Source organism: Nonomuraea sp. NPDC051941 (assembly GCF_044593615.1).
Map to the genome: position 1 here is coordinate 44,339 of NZ_JBIUCF010000052.1, position 20,709 is coordinate 65,047.

21 protein-coding genes are annotated in these 20,709 nt (G+C 69.1%); 16 read left to right on the forward strand and 5 right to left on the reverse strand.

Annotation, left to right across the window (positions count from 1 at the left end; genetic code table 11):
- The first annotated feature begins 81 nt into the window (after positions 1-81).
- From ACIHFD_RS54445 to ACIHFD_RS54490, 10 genes are all read left to right on the forward strand, one after another.
- Positions 82-1,020: a class I SAM-dependent methyltransferase gene (locus ACIHFD_RS54445; RefSeq protein ID WP_397373658.1), complete on the forward strand. Its 939-nt coding sequence runs from the start codon at positions 82-84 to the stop codon at positions 1,018-1,020.
- Complete coding sequence (locus tag ACIHFD_RS54450; RefSeq protein ID WP_397373621.1) at positions 1,017-1,796, forward strand: sugar phosphate nucleotidyltransferase; 780 nt, start codon at positions 1,017-1,019, stop codon at positions 1,794-1,796. The genes ACIHFD_RS54445 and ACIHFD_RS54450 overlap by 4 nt, the downstream gene beginning before the upstream one ends.
- The gene (locus tag ACIHFD_RS54455) at positions 1,793-2,440 is read left to right on the forward strand and encodes a PIG-L deacetylase family protein (protein ID WP_350733522.1); all 648 of its coding nucleotides are present in this window, start codon (positions 1,793-1,795) and stop codon (positions 2,438-2,440) included. The genes ACIHFD_RS54450 and ACIHFD_RS54455 overlap by 4 nt, the downstream gene beginning before the upstream one ends.
- Entirely contained in the window at positions 2,440-3,456 is a 1,017-nt protein-coding gene (locus ACIHFD_RS54460) for an NAD-dependent epimerase/dehydratase family protein (RefSeq protein WP_397373622.1), read from the forward strand. The genes ACIHFD_RS54455 and ACIHFD_RS54460 overlap by 1 nt, the downstream gene beginning before the upstream one ends.
- A complete protein-coding gene (locus ACIHFD_RS54465; protein ID WP_397373623.1) occupies positions 3,453-4,718 on the forward strand; it encodes a DUF4910 domain-containing protein in 1,266 nt (421 codons plus the stop codon). The genes ACIHFD_RS54460 and ACIHFD_RS54465 overlap by 4 nt, the downstream gene beginning before the upstream one ends.
- Positions 4,706-5,695, forward strand: a complete 990-nt coding sequence (locus ACIHFD_RS54470; RefSeq protein WP_397373624.1) for a hypothetical protein — start codon at positions 4,706-4,708, stop codon at positions 5,693-5,695. The genes ACIHFD_RS54465 and ACIHFD_RS54470 overlap by 13 nt, the downstream gene beginning before the upstream one ends.
- 11 nt (positions 5,696-5,706) lie before the next feature.
- Positions 5,707-7,182 (forward strand): oligosaccharide flippase family protein, encoded by a 1,476-nt coding sequence (locus ACIHFD_RS54475; RefSeq protein ID WP_397373625.1) that lies wholly within the window; start codon positions 5,707-5,709, stop codon positions 7,180-7,182.
- A 15-nt stretch (positions 7,183-7,197) separates the two neighbouring features.
- On the forward strand, positions 7,198-8,076 hold the full coding sequence (locus tag ACIHFD_RS54480) for a glycosyltransferase family 2 protein (protein ID WP_363981208.1): 879 nt from the start codon (positions 7,198-7,200) through the stop codon (positions 8,074-8,076).
- Positions 8,077-8,083: 7 nt separating this feature from the next.
- Positions 8,084-8,905 carry a hypothetical protein gene (locus ACIHFD_RS54485; protein ID WP_350733533.1) on the forward strand — a complete coding sequence of 274 codons (822 nt, stop codon included), beginning with the start codon at positions 8,084-8,086 and terminating at the stop codon, positions 8,903-8,905.
- 130 nt (positions 8,906-9,035) lie between these two features.
- Positions 9,036-9,881, forward strand: a complete 846-nt coding sequence (locus tag ACIHFD_RS54490) for a hypothetical protein (RefSeq protein ID WP_387581457.1) — start codon at positions 9,036-9,038, stop codon at positions 9,879-9,881.
- Here the strand turns inward: ACIHFD_RS54490 and ACIHFD_RS54495 are convergent.
- Positions 9,874-10,998: an acyltransferase gene (locus ACIHFD_RS54495; RefSeq protein WP_364264206.1), complete on the reverse strand. Its 1,125-nt coding sequence runs from the start codon at positions 10,996-10,998 to the stop codon at positions 9,874-9,876. The genes ACIHFD_RS54490 and ACIHFD_RS54495 overlap by 8 nt on opposite strands.
- A 236-nt stretch (positions 10,999-11,234) precedes the next feature.
- Here ACIHFD_RS54495 and ACIHFD_RS54500 point away from each other — a divergent pair, with 236 nt between their 5' ends.
- Genes ACIHFD_RS54500 through ACIHFD_RS54510 form a run of 3 tightly spaced genes read left to right on the forward strand, consistent with a single transcriptional unit; the run spans position 11,235 to position 14,191 of the window.
- Positions 11,235-12,044 carry a hypothetical protein gene (locus tag ACIHFD_RS54500; protein ID WP_397373626.1) on the forward strand — a complete coding sequence of 270 codons (810 nt, stop codon included), beginning with the start codon at positions 11,235-11,237 and terminating at the stop codon, positions 12,042-12,044.
- Between the two features lie 9 nt (positions 12,045-12,053).
- Positions 12,054-12,788, forward strand: a complete 735-nt coding sequence (locus tag ACIHFD_RS54505; protein ID WP_350733538.1) for a hypothetical protein — start codon at positions 12,054-12,056, stop codon at positions 12,786-12,788.
- Positions 12,785-14,191, forward strand: a complete 1,407-nt coding sequence (locus ACIHFD_RS54510; protein WP_350733540.1) for an O-antigen ligase family protein — start codon at positions 12,785-12,787, stop codon at positions 14,189-14,191. The genes ACIHFD_RS54505 and ACIHFD_RS54510 overlap by 4 nt, the downstream gene beginning before the upstream one ends.
- On the opposite strand, the gene ACIHFD_RS54515 is transcribed toward ACIHFD_RS54510, so the two are convergent.
- Both ACIHFD_RS54515 and ACIHFD_RS54520 read right to left on the reverse strand, forming a co-directional pair.
- Complete coding sequence (locus ACIHFD_RS54515; RefSeq protein WP_350733541.1) at positions 14,080-14,628, reverse strand: dTDP-4-dehydrorhamnose 3,5-epimerase family protein; 549 nt, start codon at positions 14,626-14,628, stop codon at positions 14,080-14,082. The genes ACIHFD_RS54510 and ACIHFD_RS54515 overlap by 112 nt on opposite strands.
- A 10-nt stretch (positions 14,629-14,638) precedes the next feature.
- Positions 14,639-15,577, reverse strand: coding sequence for a glycosyltransferase family 2 protein (locus ACIHFD_RS54520; RefSeq protein WP_397373627.1), 939 nt, complete (start codon positions 15,575-15,577; stop codon positions 14,639-14,641).
- A gap of 91 nt (positions 15,578-15,668) precedes the next feature.
- On the opposite strand from ACIHFD_RS54520, the gene ACIHFD_RS54525 reads away from it, so the two are divergent.
- The 3 genes from ACIHFD_RS54525 to ACIHFD_RS54535 all read left to right on the forward strand — a co-directional run bounded on the left by ACIHFD_RS54525 (position 15,669) and on the right by ACIHFD_RS54535 (position 19,018).
- Entirely contained in the window at positions 15,669-16,481 is an 813-nt protein-coding gene (locus ACIHFD_RS54525; RefSeq protein WP_363981227.1) for a 2OG-Fe(II) oxygenase, read from the forward strand.
- A complete protein-coding gene (locus ACIHFD_RS54530; protein WP_355206686.1) occupies positions 16,481-17,398 on the forward strand; it encodes a right-handed parallel beta-helix repeat-containing protein in 918 nt (305 codons plus the stop codon). Before ACIHFD_RS54525 ends, ACIHFD_RS54530 begins: the two co-directional genes overlap by 1 nt.
- A 666-nt stretch (positions 17,399-18,064) precedes the next feature.
- Positions 18,065-19,018 carry a hypothetical protein gene (locus ACIHFD_RS54535; RefSeq protein ID WP_397373628.1) on the forward strand — a complete coding sequence of 318 codons (954 nt, stop codon included), beginning with the start codon at positions 18,065-18,067 and terminating at the stop codon, positions 19,016-19,018.
- On the opposite strand, the gene ACIHFD_RS54540 is transcribed toward ACIHFD_RS54535, so the two are convergent.
- The gene (locus tag ACIHFD_RS54540; protein ID WP_397373629.1) at positions 19,015-19,671 is read right to left on the reverse strand and encodes a hypothetical protein; all 657 of its coding nucleotides are present in this window, start codon (positions 19,669-19,671) and stop codon (positions 19,015-19,017) included. The two genes, ACIHFD_RS54535 and ACIHFD_RS54540, sit on opposite strands and share 4 nt — an antisense overlap.
- 44 nt (positions 19,672-19,715) lie before the next feature.
- Positions 19,716-20,654: an NAD-dependent epimerase/dehydratase family protein gene (locus ACIHFD_RS54545; protein ID WP_397373630.1), complete on the reverse strand. Its 939-nt coding sequence runs from the start codon at positions 20,652-20,654 to the stop codon at positions 19,716-19,718.
- Positions 20,655-20,709: the final 55 nt, after the last annotated feature.

Genomic DNA, 20,709 nt, shown 5'->3' on the forward strand with positions numbered 1-20,709 from the left:
GAAACTTTCACCGAATACGCCTACTTCGCGTCTTATTCCGCCTCATGGGTGGAACACGCACGGCAGTTCGTCGACTCCGCTGTGGAACGTTTGAAGCCGTCGTTCGTGGCCGAGGTGGCCAGCAACGACGGCTACCTGTTGCAGCACGTCGTCGAGCGCGGCATCGGGTGCCTGGGCATCGAGCCGTCGGCCAACGTGGGACAGGCGGCCAAGGACAAGGGCGTGCCGACGCTCACCGCGTTCCTCACGCCGGAGACGGGCGCCGCGGTGCGGGCCGAGCACGGGCCGGCCGACCTGGTCGTGGCCAACAACGTCTACGCGCACATCCCCGACGTGGTCGGCTTCACCGAGGGCCTGCGGGCTCTGGTGGCCGACGACGGGTGGGTGTCGATCGAGGTCCAGCACCTGCTCACGCTCATGGAGCTGAACCAGTACGACACGATCTACCACGAGCACTTCCAGTACTACACGGTCGCCTCCGCGCAGCGGGCGCTGGCCTCCGGCGGGCTGACGCTGGTGGACGTCGAACTGCTGCCCACCCACGGCGGATCCATCCGGCTGTGGGCCCGGCCGTCGGGGAGCCCGTCCGATCGGGTGCTCGACGTGCTCGCGCGGGAGAAGGCGGCCGGACTTCACGATCTGTCCGGCTACGCCGGGTTCGCCGACCGGGTCGCACGCGTCCGCCGCGACCTGCTCCGCTTCCTGATCGACGCCGCGGAGGAAGGCAAGACGGTCGTCGGCTACGGCGCGCCGGGAAAGGGCAACACGCTCCTCAACCACTGCGGCATCCGTCAGGACCTGCTGGCCTACACGGTTGACCGCAACCCCTACAAGCACGGCAGATTCACTCCGGGGACCCGGATCCCCATCGCCGCTCCGGAGCGCATCGCTCAAGATCGCCCGGACTATGTGCTGGTCCTGCCGTGGAACCTGCGCGAAGAGCTCACCGCTCAGCTCTCCTATGTGCACGAATGGGGAGGCCGTCTGGTCTTCCCGATCCCACACCTGGAGGTCGTGTGAAGGTTGTCCTGTTCTGTGGAGGCTTCGGCACGCGCATGCGTACGGGTGTGCCGGGCGAGGTGCCCAAGCCGATGGCGCTCGTCGGCCCGCGGCCGCTGCTCTGGCACGTCATGCGTTACTACGCGCACTTCGGGCACAAGGAGTTCATCCTGTGCCTGGGCTACGGTGCCCACCACATCAAGGACTTCTTCCTCGGCTACCAGGAAGCCACGTCCAACGACTTCGTCCTACGCGGCGGCAAGGTCGAGCTGCTGTCGAGCGACATCTCCGACTGGTCCGTCTCATTCGTGCAGACCGGGACCAACTCCCCGATCGGCGAACGGCTGCGCCGCGTCCGTCACCACCTGGACGGCGACGAGATGTTCCTCGCGAACTACGCGGACGTGCTCACCGACGCGCCGCTGCCCGACATCATCGACCGCTTCACCGAGTCCGGCGCGGCCGCCTCGATGATGGTCGTGCCGCCGTCCCAGACCTTCCACTGCGTGGACGTGGGCGAGAACGGCCTGATCGGCGGCATCTCGCCGGTCAGCGAGATGCCGGTGTGGGTCAACGGCGGCTATTTCGTGCTGACCCAGGAGGTCTTCGAGCACATCCCGGAGAACGGTGACCTGGTCGCCGACGGCTGCGTGGAGCTGGCCAAGCGCGGACGCCTGCTGGCCTACCCGCACCGCGGCTACTGGCGGCCGACCGACACCGTGAACCAGCGCATGGAGCTGGACGAGGCCTACTCCCGGGGCGAGCGCCCGTGGGCCCTTTGGGAACGGTCCCGGTGATCGGTCTGCGCGCGGGGCGGCTCGACGGCATCGTGGCGCTCGCCGCGCACTGTGACGACCTGGCGATCGGGGCGGGCGGCAGCCTGCTGACGGTCTGCGCCGCCCGCCCCGGCATCCGCGTGGACGCGCTGGTGCTGTCCGGCGGCGGCACCGAGCGCGAGGACGAGGAGCGCGCGGCGCTGGCGGACTTCTGCCCGGGCGCCGAGCTACGCGTCACCGTGCTGAAGCTGCCCGACGGCTACCTGCCGGCCAGGTGGGAGGAGGCCAAGGCCGCGGTGGAGGAGCTGCGCGCCCGTACCGACCCCGGCCTGATCTTCGCACCCTGGCGGGGCGACGCCCACCAGGACCACCGCGGGCTGGCCAAGCTGGTGCCCACGGCCTTCCGCGACCACCTGACGCTCGGCTACGAGATCGTCAAATGGGACGGCGACCTCGCCGCGCCCGCCGTTTTCCAGCCGCTGACGGAGGAGGTGGCGGAGCTGAAGGTCGATCTGCTCCAGCGCCACTACGCCTCCCAGCGACATCGGCCCTGGTACGACCGCGAGGCGTTCCTGGGCCTGGCCCGCATCCGCGGCATCGAGTGCCACGCGCGCTATGCCGAGGCGTTCCACGTTTCCAAGCTCACCGTCGATCTGGAGAACTGATGCGGGTACTTCTCACCGGTCACCAGGGCTACCTGGGCACCGTGATGGCCCCCATGCTGGCCGAGGCCGGGCACGAGGTGGTCGGCCTGGACTCCGGCCTGTTCGCCGACTGCCTGCTCGGCCCCGCGCCCGAGAAGGTCGAGGCGCACGCGGTGGACCTGCGTGACGCGGGTCCCGAACACGTGGCGGGATTCGACGCGGTGATCCATCTGGCCGCGCTGTCCAACGACCCGCTCGGCGCGCTCGCGCCCGACCTGACCTACGACATCAACCACCACGCCTCGGTCCGGCTGGCCAGGCTGGCCAAGGAGGCGGGCGTGCGCCGCTTCCTGTACGCCTCCACCTGCTCGGTCTACGGCGCGTCCGGCGGCGAGGAACTGCTGGACGAGAACGCGCCGCTGCGGCCGGTGACGCCGTACGCCGAGTCCAAGGTGCGGGTCGAGGACGACCTGGTCACGCTGGCCGACGACGACTTCACGCCGGTGTTCCTGCGCAACGCCACCGCCTTCGGGTTCTCCCCGAGGCTGCGCGCCGACATCGTGCTGAACAACCTGGTGGGCCACGCGCACCTGACCGGCGAGGTCCGGGTGCTGTCCGACGGCACGCCCTGGCGCCCGCTGGTCCACGCCAGGGACATCGCCGAGGCCTTCGCGGCGGCTCTCGTCGCGCCCCGCGAAGCCGTGCACACGACGGCCTTCAACGTCGGCACCGAGGTCAACAACGTGACCGTCGCCGAGATCGCGGCCGAGGTCGTCGCCGCGGTGCCCGGATCGACGCTGAGCATCACCGGCGAGACGGGATCCGATCCGCGCTCCTACCGCGTCGACTTCTCCCGGATCAGGTCCGAGCTGGGCTACGAGGCGCGCTGGACGGTCAAGGCGGGCGCGGTGGAGCTGATCGACGCCTACCGCGAGCACGGTCTGACGAAGCAGGACTTCGAGCGCCGCTTCACCCGGCTGGCCCGGCTCGCCGACCGGCGCGAGGCCGGCACCGTCGACGACACCCTGCGCCCATGACCGGCGCGGAAATGCACGACCTGGTACGGCGGCTCTACCCGCTGTGCCGGAGCATCACCGGCGACGGGCTGCGGCAGACCCTGGAGATCATCGGCGAGTCGATCCCGCTGGAGATCACCCAGGTGCCGACCGGGACCAAGGTCCTCGACTGGACGATCCCCCGGGAGTGGAACATCCGCGACGCCTCCATCAAGGACGCCGCGGGGAACAAGGTGGTCGACTTCCAGGACTCCAACCTGCACGTCGTGGGATACAGCGTGCCGGTCGAGGCCACGATGTCCCTGGAGGAGCTGCGCGGGCACCTGCACACCCTGCCCGAGCAGCCGGACCTGATCCCGTACCGGACCAGCTACTACGCCGAGACCTGGGGCTTCTGCCTGAGCCAGAACACCCTGGACGGGATGGCCGACGGCCCGTACGAGGTCAGGATCGACTCCACGCTGGCCGACGGGTACCTGACCTACGGCGAGTACGTGGTCCCCGGCAGCAGCTCGCAGGAGGTGCTGATCTCCTGCCACGTCTGCCATCCCTCGCTGGCCAACGACAACCTGGCCGGCGTGGCGGTGGCCGTCGCCCTGGCGCAGCGGCTGTCCGACCCCTGGTACACCTACCGGTTCATCTTCGCGCCCGGCACCATCGGCGCGATCACGTGGCTCGCCCTGAACCGGGAGCGCACCGACCGGATCAGGCACGGCGTGACCCTGGCCTGCGCGGGGGACAGCGGCACGATCACCTACAAGCGCAGCAGGCGCGGCGACGCCGAGATCGACCAGGTCTTCGCGCACGTGCTGAAGGACCGGCCGCACACCGTCCTGGACTTCTCCCCGTACGGCTACGACGAGCGGCAGTACTGCTCGCCGGGGTTCAACCTCGCCGTCGGCTCGTTGACCAGGACGCCGTACGGCGGATATCCGGAATATCACACCTCGGCCGACAATCCTGACTTCGTGCGTCCCGAGGCGATGGAGGACACCCTTGAGACGCTGTGGACGGCCGTGCGGGTTCTGGAGGGCAACCGCCGGTACCAGAACCTCAGCCCGTACGGCGAGCCCCAGCTGGGAGCCAGGGGCCTGTACGGATCACTCGGCGGGCGCAGTGACACGAAACAAGCGCAGATGGCGATGTTGTGGGTGTTGAGCCTTTCCGACGGGCTGAACAGTCTCCTGGACATCGCGGAACGGTCGAACCTGCCGTTCCAGGCAATAGCGGACGCGGCACATGCCCTGCAGAACGCGGGCCTGGTGAAGGAGTGGATGGGTTGAACCTGGCGCTGAAAGTCGGCGACGTGGTCGAGGTCCTCAGTGCGGAAGAGATCCTCGCCACGCTCGATGACAAGGGGGAGCTGGACAGCCTCCCTTTCATGCCGGAGATGCTGCGGTTCTGCGGGCAGCGGCTCACCGTTCACAAGGTGGCCAACAAGCTCTGCGACACGATGACCAGAACCGGGATGCGGCGCATGGAGGACGCCGTCCATCTGACGGGCTCCCGCTGCGACGGGTCGGCCCATGGCGGCTGCCAGACGGCCTGCCTGCTCTACTGGAAGACCGCCTGGCTCAAGCGGGTGGACGGGCCGCCCACCTCGGAGCCGGCCGTCCGCCCCGAGCGGCCGCTGCTGCCGATCCTCGAGGTCAACACCCGGAGGGAGCCGGGGCCGGAGGGCGAGGAGCGCTTCCGCTGCCAGGCCACCGAGCTGCTGCGCGCCGCCCCTGAACGGCTCCCGTTCCGGGACATGAGCCAGTACGTCACCGACATCCAGGTGGGCAACGCCGGGGTCGGACCGACCCTGCGCACGCTCTTCTTCGGGATGTTCAACCGCTACCAGCGCCTGTCCAGGAAGTTCCCGAAGTGGTTGCGCATCAAGGGCGGCCTGGCCTGGGGCTTCGTACGGCCGGGCCCGCACGCCGGCCCCACGCCGACGGGAACGACCGACCTCCAGCCGGGTGAGCTGGTGCGGATCAAATCCAGGGACGAGATCATCGCCACGCTGAACGCCAAGGGGTTCAACCGCGGGCTGGGCTTCGAGGAGGACATGGCGCGTTCGTGCGGCCGCGTCGCCCGCGTGAGCGCCCGCGTCGAGCGCTGCATCGACGAGAAGACGGGCGAGATGCTGGAGATGAAGAACCCCTGCATCGCGCTCGAAGGAATCATCTGCGACGGCGTCTACAAGTCCAACTGCCCCCGCGCGTTCGTCCCGTTCTGGCGGGAGATCTGGCTGGAGCGGATCAGCGAGCCTAGCTAGGGAAGGCCGGCATGGCAGACCAATCGGGCCCGGACATCAGCGACATCGGGCGCAAGGCGGGCCGAGGGGCCGTGTGGAGCTTTCTCGGCACACTGGTCACCCGCGCGGGCTCGTTCATCCTCGGCCTGATTCTGGCCAGACTCCTCGCGCCGGCGGACTTCGGCGTCTACGCCGTCGCGCTCGCGGCCACCCAGTTCGTCATGGTGGTCAAGGACGTCGGCGTGATGTCGGCCGTCGTGCAGTGGCGCGGGCGGCTGGAGGACATCGCGCCCACGGCGACGACCCTGACCATGATCTCCGCACTGGGTCTGTACGGGATCTTCTGGGTCGGCGCGCCGTACTTCTCGGCGTTGGCGGGCAGCGCGGAGGCCACGTCCGTGGTGCGCATCCTCACCGCGGTCATCCTCGTCGAGGCGGTCACCGCGGTGCGCAGCGCGGCCCTGTTGCGCTGGTTCCGCACGGGCAAGAACGCCAAGGCGGTCCTCGCCGGCTTCCTGGTCAACGCGCCCGTGGCGATCATCCTGGCGGTCAACGGGGCGGGCGCGTACAGCTTCGCCTGGGGGCAGCTCGCGGGTGCCGTGGTCACCGGCGTCTTCATGCTGCTCTACGCGCGCCTGCCCTACCGGTTCGGGTTCGACCGGCAGATCGCGGCCAAGCTGCTGCGGTTCGGCATCCCCTCGGCGGCGGGGATCGCGCTGGAGATCATGCTGCTCAACGTGGGCTACATCATCGTCGGCAACATCATGGGCGACGCGTGGCTGGGCTTCTACCTGATGGCCTTCAACGTGTCGAGCTGGGTGCCCGGCATCATCGGCAGCGCCATCCGCATGGTGTCGATCGCCGGCTTCTCCCGGCTGGCCGAGCGCGACGAGGAGTCCCTGTCGCTCGGCGTGCAGCGAACCGTGCCGCTGCTCATCGCCATGGTGCTGCCGCTGGCCGTCTTCATGGCGCTGCTCGCGCACCCGTTGATCATCTTCATCTACGGCCCGAAGTGGGAGCTGGCCGCCGGCGTGCTGCGGTTCCTGGCGGTCCTGATGGTGGTGCGCATGCTCACCTCCTTCGCGCTCGACATCCTGAACGGGCAGGGCGCCACCCGCTCGACGGTCTGGATGAACCTCGGGCACGCGGCGGCGATGATCCCGGCGGTCATCGTCGGCACGCATCTCGACGGCATCCGCGGCGCCGCGATCGGGCAGGCGGCCGCCGCCGTGCTCGTGGCCCTTCCGCTCGCCGTGCTCGCCGTGCAGCGGGCCGGGGTACGGCTCGCCCCGGCCCTGCCGGGACTCGCCCGCCCGGCGGCGGGAGCGCTGGTGTGCGCGGCCGTCATGCTGGGCCTCGCGATGCTGACCCAGGGGAGCCCCCTGGTCCAGCTCATCGTGGCGGGCGGCGGCGGCCTGCTGGCCTACATGCTGGTCGTGGTGACCCGCGACCAGTTCCACATTGTGAGCGATCGCCTGGTGCGGCTGCTTCCCGCCCGCGCGCGATGACCTCGAGGAGAAGCGATGCTGGTGTCCATCGGAATCCCGGTCCGCAACGGTGCGGACCGCCTGGAGGCGGCCGTGCGCTCGGCGCTCGCCCAGGACCACGCCGAGATCGAGGTGGTGATCTCGGACAACGCCTCCACCGACGGCACGGAGGAGCTCTGCCGCGAGCTGGCGAGGCAGGACAGCCGCATCGCCTACTACCGGCAGCCGCGTGACCTGCACGTGGTCGGGAACTTCGTGGAGGTGCTGCGGCGGGCGCGGGGGGAGTTCTTCCGCTGGATGGGCGACGACGACCTGCTCGAACCGGGCTACGTCTCCCGGAGCCTGGAGCCGTTCCTGGCCGATGAGCGGCTCATCCTGGTCACCTCGGACGTCAGCTACACCGGGGCGGACGGGACGGTCCACCAGCCCCGCTACCGCGGCACCCGGATGCTCTCCGACGACCCCATCGACCGACTGGACGAGCTGTGGGACGTCGTCACCACCCAGCACCACGGACTCGACCCCCTCTACGGCCTGATGCGGCGGGAGCAGGTGGCCGCCGTGCCCCGGCCGCTGATGATCCGCGAGGACGAGGTCTACGCCACCATGCTCGCGCTGACCGCGCCCTGGGGTCACGTGCCGGAGACGCTCGCCCACCGCAACCTGCGCGAGCGGCGCCTGCCCGGGATCGCCGCGGCGCTCGGGGTGCCGGCCTGGACCGCGCATTTCGCCACAACGCTGCAGTTCCGGGCGATGTACCGAGCCGTGCGGCTCATGGAGCTGTCCACGGAGCAACGCAACCGCGCCCACGCCGTGCTGCTGCGTACCTACTATCGCCGGCAGCACCAGATGCTGACGCACCGCAGCCGCAAACTCGCCGGGTTGGCCGCCCGACTCGTCTCCTCGAAAGGGTGATCTGCTCGTGTTGATTCGCATCGTGCGGCTGCTCATGCAGCCGGGCCGGATCCTGCTGGCCGCCATGCGGCGCCTGCCGTTCGGCTCGTACGAGCTGCGCTGCTCGCTCGACCTCTACCCGAGGCCGCACTACGCCTACGGCGTGCAGCAGGCGGCCGAGCTGGCCAGGCGCCTCGGCGTCGGCCGGATCAGCGTGGTCGAGTTCGGCGTCGCGGGCGGCGCGGGCATGGTGGAGCTCAACCGCATGGCGGCGCTCGCGTCGGCCGCGTCGGGCGTGAAGATCGACGTGTACGGCTTCGACACCGGCGCCGGGCTGCCCAAGCCCACCGACTTCCGGGACCTGCCCTACATCTGGCGCGAAGGCGACTTCGTCATGGACGTCGACGCCCTGCGGGCCCGGCTGGGGGAGGCCACCCTGATCCTGGGCAACATCGAGGACACGGTCGGCGAGTTCCTGGACGGCGAGCGTCCGGCGCCGATCGGGTTCGTCTCCATCGACGTGGACTTCTACTCCTCGACCGCGGCGGCGCTGCGGCTGTTCGGGGGCGATCACAAGTACTTCCTGCCCCGCGTGTTCTGCTACCTCGACGACACCGTCGGCGACGACGACCAGATCATCCACAACGAGTATGTCGGCGAGCTCAGCGCGATCCGGGAGTTCAACGAGGACAACGAGCTGATGAAGCTGGCGCCGATCAACGGGCTGCGGCACAAGCGCCCGGTTCCGGCCCCCTGGAACGACAACATCCAGGCGCTGCACCGCTTCGACCACCCGGACTATTCGGTCTACGTGGGCAGGCCGGACACGCAGACGCAGTTGCCTCTGTAACCCCTCCAACCCCCTGTAACGAAGATGCGGGCTAAGGCGAGAGAAGGGAAAAGAACCACGCGAGGGGGAAAATCTCGCTATGTCCGTTTTATTGGCAAATAGCCGAATCAACGATGATGTCCGGCGCAAAATGCTCTTCCAGGGAGACCTCTTCCTCTACTCGGCGACGCCTGCCTCGACCAAGCTGATCGAGTTCGCCCGCGAGTTGATCGAGGAGGCGTTCGAGGGCCGCGACCCCCAGACCGCCCAGTACGAGATGCCGGTCGAGGAGTTCGCGGCACTGCTCGCGGACCTCAAGCCGCGCTTCATCCACCACCCCACCAGCAAGAAGCTCCTCGTCACCCTGCTCGACGAGCTGGGCATGGCGCTGGACAAGACCTACTTCGACGTGCCGAGGCTGCGCACCTCCACCGCCGATCACTACCTCGACTCCGGCATCTCCTACGCCTACCACGCTCATCGCGACTGCTGGTACGCCGCGCCGTTCTGCCAGGTCAACTGGTGGATCCCGATCTACGAGGTGGTCCCGGAGAACGTCTTCGCGCTGCACCCGCAGTACTTCGACCGCCCCGTGCGCAACGGCAGCGGCCGCTACGACTACGCGGAGTGGACCGCCGTCAGCCGGCCCACGGCCGCCCAGCACATCCACAGCGACACGCGGGAGCAGCCCAAGCCGGAGGAGGCGCTCGACCTCGAAACCGAGCTCCGGCTGGTGCCGGAGCCGGGCGGCATGCTGCTCTTCTCCGGGGCGCACCTGCACTCGACCGTCACCAACACCTCCGGCAGGACCCGGTTCAGCATCGACTTCCGCACCGTCCACATCGACGACGTCCGCTCCCGCGCGGCGGCGCCCAACGTGGACGCCACCTGCCGCGGCACCACCCTGCGCGACTTCTACCGGGCCGACGACCTGACGCGCATCCCGGAGGAGCTCGCGGCGGAGTACGAGGCCGAGGCGCTGGCCAAGCTCACCTGACGAACCGCGCGCGTACGGCGTCGCGCAGGCCCCTCCAGCTCCGGTGCCGTTGGAAGGGCAACTCGAAGACCGAGGCGAACAACCACGCCGTCCCCACGCTCACCGGCACTGCCAGGGCGAGCGTGAGGAGAAAGGTCGGCATGCCCGGCGGCACGTGCGGGGCGACGACCAGCCGGTTGATCATGACGACGAGCGGTGAGTGGATCAGGTAGAGGCTGTAGGAGAAGGAGCCCAGCCGCCGGAGCGGACGCGTGTCGAGCAGCCGTACGAGCCAGACCGGCTTGCCCGTCGCCACACCCGTCAGCAACAACCCGGCGGCCGGGCCGACCGCCAGATCCACCCAGAAGAAGTTCGCTACCACCCAGACCGGCCCGGCGACCACGATCAGCAGGAGCACCGGGACCGCGGCGGCCGCCGCGAACCAGTGCCAGGGCAGGCGCTCCGTACGCTCCTGCGCGCGCACGACGCCGGCGCAGACCGCGCCCACGGCGAACAGCACGGCGAACTGCGGCGTCAGCCGCATCAGCAGGTCCACGGCCGGCACGGAGGGCGCCAGCGCCCCCACCGCCACGACGATCAGGGTCACCGCGCCGAGCATCACCGCCGCACCCATTTTGCGCAGGACCAGCAGCATCAGCGGGAACACCAGGTAGAGCTGCGCCTCGACGGCGATCGACCACAGGGCCCCGTTGGGGCTGGGGGAGCCGAAGACGTCCTGCAGGAGGAGCCCGTAGATGAGGGCCGACTGCCCGGTGGGCGTCTGCTGCCCGGGCTGCGGGATGACCGTCCACGCGATCACCAGGCTGAACGCCAGCGCCGCCCAGTAGGGCGGCAGGATGCGCCAGGCGCGGCGGTTGAGGAACGTGGGGATGCCGCCGAGCTGCCAGCCGGACCGGGCGGGCGAGATCGCCAGCGAGAAGCCGGACAGGACGATGAACACCACGACCGCGAAATGGCCGTAGAGCAGCCACCCCGTCCACCAGGGCGCGTCGTTGACCGGGAACCCGGGGAAGGACAGGAGCCAGCAATGGTGAAGGACGACGAACAACGCCGCCAGCCCCCGTAAGCCGTCGAGCCCGGTCAGCCTGCGCCGCGTCGCCGGACGCTCTACCGTCATCCCCACCGAAGCCCCCGTCGCCGTAGTCGGTAGGTCTATCGCTGCGACTACGCGCGGTGTAACCGTTCTACGGAGATGTAACGTCTGGCCGCGAATGGGCGATGGTCCGCTATAGAGCAAGCATTGCTGATGCGGGGGAACGTACCAAAATGGAGTTCTGGAAGACGATCCTTGGTCTTCTCCGCCGAGTTCTCATTGGCCCGCCACTGATCTGTCTCTCGATCCTGGTGGGCGTTGTGGTGTACACGGTCGTTCCGGCGCACTACACGACCGATGTCTCCCTCGTGCTGGCCACGCCGGTGAACGGGGGCACCGTCCCCTCCGACAAGACCAAGCAGGGGCTCACCAACCCGTTCCTCTCCTTCAACGACGCGCTGAAGACCGGGGCGAGCATCGTCATCCTGTCGATGAACACGCAGGACGTCTGGACGCAGCTCGGCGCGCCCAAGGACGGCCCGACGGAGATCACGATCGACGACGGGCGCTCCAACCCCAACGTCCTGGACATCAACGGGCCCTACATCTACATCAGGGTCGACAGCGAGTCTCCTCGGCAGGCCACGGCCGTGCTGATGGCGGCGCGCGAGCGCGTGGCGACCGAGTTGTTCAAATGGCAGAAGGCGCTCGGCGCTCCGGCGAACACCTTCATCACCTCCACCGACATCGTGCCGCCGTCCACCCCCGAGGCCGACCACAGCGTGAACTGGCAGGGGGCGATCGGCGGCGCCGTGCTCTGCCTGCTCCTGGGCCTCGGCATCGCCTACGGCGTGGTGACCAGGCGCGCGCCCAAGCAGCCGGAGCAGCCGGAGCCCCCGCTACCCCCGGCGGTACCCCTGGCGGCACCCTTGGCGGTCCCGGTGGCGGTTCCGGTGGTCACTCCCGTGACGGCGCCGGAGCCGGTGGCGGCGCAGACGGACGAGCCCGTCGAACTGGCGGAGCTCGACGAGGACAGCTCCAGCACCATGGAGTTCCCCATCTACCGGGGGGAGCCTCTCTCGCCCGTGCCCTGGCCCGGCAAGGCGACCCAGGACAACGGCGAGGGATGAGGCCCGCGCATGGACTTCTGGGCGACGGTGACCGTTCTGTTCAAGCGGTGGTACGTGACGATTCCGGCCTTCCTCCTCACGGTCGTGGGAGCCGTCGGCATCTTCGCCGTGGCGCCCAAAACCTTCATCTCCAGCTCGGCGCTCGTCCTCACCCTGCCGGTCACCGGCGGCAGCGTGCCGGCCGACCCCAGGTTCCCCAACCCCCGCACCAACCCCCTGGTCTCCTTCGACCAGGGGTTGAGCATGACCTCGTCGATCCTCATCCAGGCGCTGAACACCCCTGAGGCGGTCGCCAAGGTCGGCGCGCCGATCGGCGGCGACGTCACGCTCAAGATCACCAGCGGTGGCACCAACCCCGAGATGATGCCGGCGACCCCCTTCATCGTCATCACCTGCGAGGCGCCGAGCGCCGAGCTGGCCCACGGCATCGTCGTGAAGGTCACCGAGCTGGCCCAGCAGGAGCTGCGCGCCCGGCAGCAGCAGGTCAAGGCGCCGCCCACCACCTACGTGAGCGCCACCGTCGTGGTGCCGCCCACCCAGCCCGACGAGAAGAAGGGCAGCCGGATGCGCAGCGCGGTGGTCACCGGGGCGCTGGCGTTCTTCATGAGCCTGTTCGCCGCCTTCGCGGCCGAGAGCTTCGCCCGCCATCGCCGGGCGCGCCGCCGCCCGACGCCGCCCGAGCTCGGACTCTACGAGCCCGTCGCGAGCAACGGAACGCGGTCGCTGGCTGGACGCGAAGGATGACCGGGGCCAACCTGGCCCAGCGGCCGCTCCGGCGCGCCGACGGCGCCACGCTGGTCTGCTTCTTCGTCGTGGTCCTGCTGATGCTGCCGGCCCGCCTGGCGGTGGCCGGGCTTCCGCTGTCGCTCACGCCCGCCGAGATCATGGCTCTGGTGCTGGGCGTGGTCTGGGTGTGCGCGCAGATGATCAGTACGACCGGCGTGGCCAAGGGCGGCAACCCGGTCCGCACCTCGATCTTCGTGTACGGCATGCTCCTGCTGGCGATCTACGGGTACACGACCTACCTGTACCTGCCGTCCGACGAGCTCAATCTCTCCGACCACACGTTCGTGCTCTACGCGGGCTACGTGAGCCTGCTGCTGATGGTCTGCGACGGCATCGACAGCCGCGAGCGCCTCGACTTCGTGCTCAAGGCGGTCGTGATCGGCGGCACGTTCGCGGCGATCGTCGCCCTGCTGCAGTTCAGGCTCGACTTCGACCTCACCAAGTACATGCAGATCCCCGGGCTGCGCCACTCCTCCGTCGAGGAGGTGCCGACCGTGATCTCCCGGTCGGACCTGCGCCGCGTCGCCGGCACGCTCGGGCACCCGATCGAATTCGGCGCGGTGTCGGCGATGCTGCTGCCGCTGGCCGCGCATCTCGGCTTCCAGGCGCGCAGCCGCGGCGAGGCCGCGACCCGCTGGTGGATCTGCGCCGTCATCATCGCGGCCGGCCTGATGTTCTCGGTCTCCAGGACCGCCGTGCTCGGCCTGGCGGGGGCGGGGCTGATCCTCCTGCTCGGCTGGTCCAACCGGCGCCGGATCGTCACCATCGGCGCGTTCGTGGTGTTCCTGGGCTTCATGAAGGTCCTGGCGCCGGGCCTGATCGGAACGTTCTACAACCTGTTCGCCGGCGCGGGCGAGGACAGCAGCATCATCTACCGCACCCACGACTACCCGTTCGCGATGCGGGAGTTCGACAAGAGCCCGGTCTTCGGCCGCGGGCTCGGCACCTGGTACCCGTTCAAGCATCAGGTGTTCGACAACCAGTACCTGCTGTCACTGGTCGAGACCGGGGTGCTCGGCGTGCTGGGGTTCGTCGGCGTGATCGGGTGCGGGATCGTCGTGGCCCTCTGGGTCCGCCGGTTGAGCTCCGATCCGAACGTACGCAACCTGGGCCTGACCATCGCCGCCTGCCTGGTGATCCCGCTGCTGGGGGCGGCCACCTTCGACCTGCTCTCCTTCCCCGGCATCACCAGCGTGATGTTCCTGCTGGTCGGCGCGGCGGGGGCGTTGCTGCGGTTCGAGCGGCGGGATCAGGCGGACAAGATGGTCCTGAGCTCCTTCCAGGAGCCCGCCGACCTGTCGCGCTCGCTGATCGCGGTGACCGGCAACGGCCAGGGCAGCGCGAGGTCGGGGTCGTCGTAGCGGACGGCCAGGTCCTCGGCGGGGTCGTGCTCCCTGTCGATGCGGTAGCAGACGTCGGCGTGCTCGGTCAGCGCCTGGTAGCCGTGCAGGATGCCCGGCGGCACGTAGAGGTGCGCGAACGACACGTCGTCGAGCCGGACGGTGATGTGGGAGCCGAACGTCGGCGACGCCGGCCGCGCGTCCACCAGGATGTCGAGCACCGCGCCGTGCGCGGCCCGTACCAGCTTGGCCTCGCCCCGGCCCGAGCGGCCGTGCATCCCTCTGATCGTGCCCAGGCGCGAGCGCGACTGGCTGTCCTGGACGAACGCGGTGTGGTCCAGCCCGTGCTCGGCGGCGATCACGGCGTCGAAGGTCCTGGTGAAGAAGCCCCGATCGTCGTGGCTGGGCGCCGGCACGAACAGCAGCACGCCTTCGAGCTCCAGGTGCTCGACTCTCATGGTTTTCCTCTCATCCAGGTAGGGTCCGCAACCGGCGGGAGGGCCGCAGGAGGGCCACGACCGACGCTCTGGCCGTGCGGCGGCCCGCTGCGGCCCGCATGGCCTCGCCGAGCAGGACCGCGAGATAGAAGCCCGTGCTCGCGACCCTGCCCCGGCGCTGCCGGAACAGCCGCACGCGGTTGACCGTGAGCAGCGCGGCCAGCATCGGGCTTGTCTTCGCCTCGCCGCCGATGTGCTCGACCACGGCGGCGGGCTCGTACCAGAGGCTCCAGCCTCCGTCCGCGGCCCGCAGCGCGTACTCGGTCTCCTCGCTGTACAGCAGGAAGGATTCGTCCCACGGGCCGACCTCGGTGAGCGCCGCGACGGAGATGAGCATGGCGGCCCCGGTGGCCCAGTCGGCAGGGCCCGGTCGCTCGTAGCGGCCGGGGTCGACGATCATCTCGCCCAGCGCGCCGACGCGGCCCGCCAGGTGCCCGCCGAGCACCGCCTCGGCCAGCGCGCGGCGTACGGCCGGCGTGCGGCGGAGCGAGTGGTGGAGCACGCCCTCGGTGCTGATCAGCCGGGGGACGGCGATGCCGGTGCCCGGACGCCCGAGGGCCTCGCTCAGCACGGCCAGCGCACCGGGGCGAAGGCGGCAGTCGGGGTTCATCACGAAGATCGCGTCGAGCTCGTGGAGGTCGAGCGCTGCGATTCCGGCGTTGATCGCCGCCGCGTACCCGGCGTTCCTGCCCACTGGCAGAGGACACATGGGCAGGCCGACGGCCTGTTCGGCGATGCGGAGCGAGTCGTCCTTGGAGGCGTTGTCCGCCACGACGACGGCGGCGAGATCCACCCCATCGGTGCCCTCGGGCAGAGAGGCCAGGCAACCGCCGAGGACCGGAGCGCTGTTGTAGGTCACGATCACGATCGCGACTCGGGGGCAGCCGGGCTTCACATGTCCCCATCGCACCCCAGCAATGGAGCGTTACAGGTAACAGATGACACGGCTGAGGCGATGACGAGGTAGGGGCCGCGGTGTCGTAGAGACGGAGACACATTTCATGCAGGATCTGCAGGCTTTCACCTTCCGCCGGGATGACCTCTTCCCGCTGGCGGACAAGTATTCCGAGCAGTTCCGTACGGCCTCGCCGTTCCGCCACGTGGTCATCGACGACTTCCTGCCGCCCGAGGTGCTGGAGCCCGTCCTCGACGAGTTCCCCGAGCCGCGGGACGCCACCTGGCAGCGGTTCGACACCGCGCGCGAGGTGAAGCTGGCGCTGGCCGACACCGAGCGCATGGGGCCGGCCACCCGGCACCTGCTGGCGGAGTTCAACAGTGGGGTGTTCGTCCAGTTCCTCGAGCGGCTGACCGGCATCACGCAACTCGTCTCCGACCCGCACTTCGAGGGCGGCGGCCTGCACCAGATCCGGCCGGGCGGCTTCCTCAAGGTGCACGCCGACTTCAACAAGAGCCGGAAGCTCAACCTCGACCGCCGGCTCAACGGCCTGCTCTACCTCAACAAGGACTGGGAGGAGAGCTACGGCGGGCACCTGCAGCTGTGGAACAAGGACATGACCGAGTGCGAAGGCAAGATCCTCCCGCTCTTCAACCGGTTCGTGGTGTTCGCCACGACCGACGACGCCAACCACGGGCACCCGGACCCGCTGACCTGTCCGCCGGACCGGGCGCGGCGTTCGATGGCGCTGTACTACTACTCCAACGGCCGGCCCGAGGAAGAGGCCACCGACGAGCACACCACGCTGTTCAAGCAGCGGCCCGGAGAGGCGTGGAAGAGCAACCTGCGCCAGGTCGCCAAGCGCTGGACGCCACCGGCGCTGGCCGACCTCGTCGGCGGCCGGAAGCCCAACGCCTAGTGAGGTCGTCCGCCATAGGCTGGTGTCTCGGCCTGGGCCTGGTCGTGCTGCTGAGCGGGTGCCAGAACGGCGGCGCCCAGGACAAGCCGCTCGCCACCCAGTCGCTCGCCACGACCCCGACCACGTCGGCCCCGCCGCTGAACCCGGCCGAGCGGAGCTGGCCGGGACCGGACAACACGGGTGTGCCCAGCGGCGTGCCGCTGCGCGAATCCGGGTCCATCCGGGTGACCAAGAACGGCACGGTCATCGACGGCGTCGAGGTGACCGGCTACATCACGGTCGAGGCCGACGACGTGACCATCCGCAACACGCGCGTCCGCGGCACCAAGGGCTGGTGGGGGATCCTCCAGCGCGAGGGGCGCACCGGGCTGAAGGTCGAGGACAGCGAGATCTTCGGCAACGGCAAGGAGCGGACCCAGTTCGGCATCCTCAACCAGGGCAAGATGATCACGGTGCGCCGCGTGGACATCCACACGATCTCCAACGGCATCCTGACCCAGCAGGGCCTGGTCGAGGACTCGTACGTGCACGACCCGAAGTACTACTCCGGCGACCACACCGACATGATCATGTCGACCGGGCCGCCCGCCGCCGGGACCGAGCTGATCATCCGGCGCAACACCGTGATCAACACGCTGGACCAGACGGGCGCGATCGCGCTGTTCCAGGACTTCGGCGTGGTCAAGAACGTGACGGTGGAGGGCAACCTGCTGGCCGGGGGCGGCTGGTCGCTGTACGCGGGCGCCGGGGCCAAGGGCACCTCGTCGAACATCAAGGTGATCGGCAACGTCTTCAGCCGCAGGGTGTGGCCGAAGGGCGGGTCTGCCGGGCCGGTTTCTTATTGGGATAAGGACGGGCCCGGAAATACGTGGCACAGTAACACCTGGGAAAACGGTGGGGCGGTAAGTCCGGGATAACGTGCTTTTTGATCATCATTGAGAAAGCTGAGCTTTCTGGGAATTGAGGGGTAAAGGAGTCCTTTTTCGGCAAAAAGCCCCTCTTAGTGCTTCCGGCATGGCTACTCTCTCCCCTTGGGGACTCGATATGGCCGTGATCGGAAGGAGTCACCTGTGTCAAGGCATCGGCGGAGTACGCGAAGTAAGAGGCGGACCGGGTGGTTATCCCTGGCCGGTGTCTCCGCCGTGGCGGTGCTGGCGGGCGGATACGGCGTCATCGCCTCTGATGTGCTGAAGCCTCAGGCGGCCCTGACGGACGCGAGCGGGGGAGCACGGGCTTCGGTCTCACCGCGGGCTGCCGCCGGTCAGAAGTCCCGGCCGCGACCCACCACGGAGAGCCCGCGGCCACGGAAGACCAAGGGTCATTGGTGGTGGCCCCGGTGGCCTACCAAGAAGCCGACCTCGCGGCCGACGCGCAGGCCGACGGAGACGCCGGAGCCCGGCGATTCCGCGACTCCGACCAAGACGCCCATCAAGACGCCGACCCTGATCTCCTCGCCGACGCCTCAGCCGACGAGGACGCCTACTCCTCCTCCTGTGACGCCCACGCCGACCTCGACGCCGACCTCGACGCCGACCTCGACGCCGACGGTGACGTCGACCCGGACGCCGACCCCAACTCCGACGGTGACGCCGACCCCGACCCGGACCCCCACCCCGACCCGGACCCCGACTCCCACCAGGACGCCGACGCCGACGCCGACAGCGACTCCCACCAGGACGCTTCCCGGCACTCCCACGCAGACGCCCCCTAGTACTCCCACTCCCACTCCGACGAAGACGCCGACGACCGCACCGCCGCCGAGCGGTGGCTGGCCCGGGCCCGGGAACACGGGCGTCCCCGAGGGCACCGAGCTGGTCCGCAAGACCGGCTCGATCGTCATCAGGGAGGACGGCAAGGTCATCGACGGCTGGGACATCACCGGTGACATCACGGTCGAGGCCGACAACGTGACCATCCGCAACACCCGGGTGCGCGGGCAGACCGACTACTGGGGCATCCTCCAGCGCGAGGGCTTCTCGGGCCTCAAGGTCGAGGACAGCGAGATCTTCGGCAACGGCAAGCAGCGCACCCAGTTCGGCATCCTCAACCAGGGCAAGATGATCACTGTGCGCCGGGTGGACATCCACACGATCTCCAACGGCATCCTCACCGACCAGGGCCTGGTCGAGGACTCGTACGTGCACGACCCGAAGTACTACTCCGGCGACCACACCGACATGATCATGTCAACGGGCACCGCCGCCGCCGGCACCGAGCTGATCATCCGGCGCAACACCGTGATCAACACGCTCGACCAGACGGGCGCGATCGCGCTCTTCCAGGACTTCGGCGTGACCCGCAACGTCACCGTGCAGGGCAACCTGCTGGCCGGGGGCGGCTGGTCGCTCTACGCGGGCGCCGGCCGGAAGGGCCTGTCCTCGAACATCAAGGTGATCGACAACGTCTTCAGCCGCAAGGTGTGGCCGAAGGGCGGCTCCGCCGGCCCGGTGTCGTACTGGGACTCCAACGGGCCGGGCAACGTCTGGAAGGGCAACACCTGGGAGAGCGGCGGCGCGAGCGTGCTGGCCGCGGACTAGGCGCGGATCGCGATGACCGACTTCACCAGCCCGGCCAGCCGCTCGAAGCGGATCTGGGACTTGGGGAAGTAGTGCCGCATCTCGGTCACGCTGAGCAGCTCGACCTCCATGGCGATCATCCGGGCGGCGTCGCGGTCGGAGGTCGGGGTGTGGACGAGCGGCCAGCGGCGCAGGATCGTCGTCCGCGCGGCGAGCGGCAGGAACTGGAACCCCGGGAACAGGAAGTGCGGCTCGACCGGGAAATAGCGGTAGGGCGTCTGCACCCAGTGCCGGTCGGCCATCTCGTGCACGGTGTCGGCGAACCGCTGCCGGCGCTGGTGCCCGCCGACGTGTTCGATGACCGCGTTGGAGAAGACGAGGTCGTAGCGCGTGCCACGGATCGCGGCCGGTAGGTCGCAGGCGTCGGCGACATCGGCCCGCAGCCATCCCGGCAGGTCGGCGGGCGGCTGCTCGAGGTTGACGATGTGGACGTGGGCCGGCCTGACCGGGGCGCGCATCCAGGCCCCGGCCGTGCCGCCGAGGTCGAGCACGTTCATCTGGTCGAGGTCGGGGAACCGGTCGGCGAACCACTGCCACCTGCGCGCCCGTGCCTTGGCCCCCAGCGAGTCCGGAGCGTCCACGAAACGGCTGCGCAGGGCATTAAGACGGCTCATAAAGGCGCTCCTCCGGCCAGACAAGTACCTCTATGCTCCCAGAATTATCCCGGGCCCGGCTGAGCGTGTGATTCTTTGTGACATTCTTGCGACGCATACCAATCGACAGTTCGGCGCAACCCTTCGTCCAATTCCGTGACAGGACGCCAGCCGAGCCGGTCCGCGGCCGGTGCTATGTCACCGACCTGCATAATATCGTGCGGGCGATCGGGAGTGGCGCCGAATTCGGGTCGCGTGCTCGTGCCGGTGATCCGATAAATCCGTTCGACGACCTCGTGAGCCGGGGTCTTGACGCCGGTGCCGATATCCAGCGTGTGTCCGATGGCTTTGTCTGATTCGCCCGCCAGGACGAACGCGTCGACGACATCGTCGACATAGATCCAGTCGGCGAGCTTGGTGGCCTTGGTGAGCCGGGGGTGCTGGCCCCGCAGGAGGCAGAGCGTTACGTACGGCACGAGCTTGGTGGTGTCGGGCTGGGCGGGCCCGTAGACCATGCTGGGGCGCAGGACGGTGACGGGCAGGTCCCAGAGCCGGTGGTAGAGCTGCGCGTAGCCGGTGGCGGCCCATTTGGACATCGCGTACGCCGACGACGGCGGCGCCTGGTCGTTGCCCGGGCGCGGCTCCTCGATGGAGCCGGTGAAGACGGTCCTGATGCCGCGTTCGTGCGCGGCGGCCAGCACGTTGACCCCGCCGATGACGTTGCTCTCCAGGGTGGCGCGCAGGACCTCGTCACCTCTCGATCCGGTGACCTCACCGGCGAGGTGGAACAGGAGCGTAGGCCGTACCGACCGGAAGAGCCGCGTCGTCGCGTCGGCGTCGCTCAGGCTCGCCACGTGCCAGGTCTCGCCATGGCGAGCCTGCTGGGGGCGGCGGCTGACGGCGTGCACCTGAGCGCCGAGCGCTCGTAAGCGCGTCACCAGATGTGAGCCGATGAATCCGGCCGCCCCTGTCACCAGCACCACGGTCTCCGGCCAATACGACATCGTGGATTGACCTCCGTGGAAGATGGAGCCGTTCGGGCCGACGGCTCCATCTAAT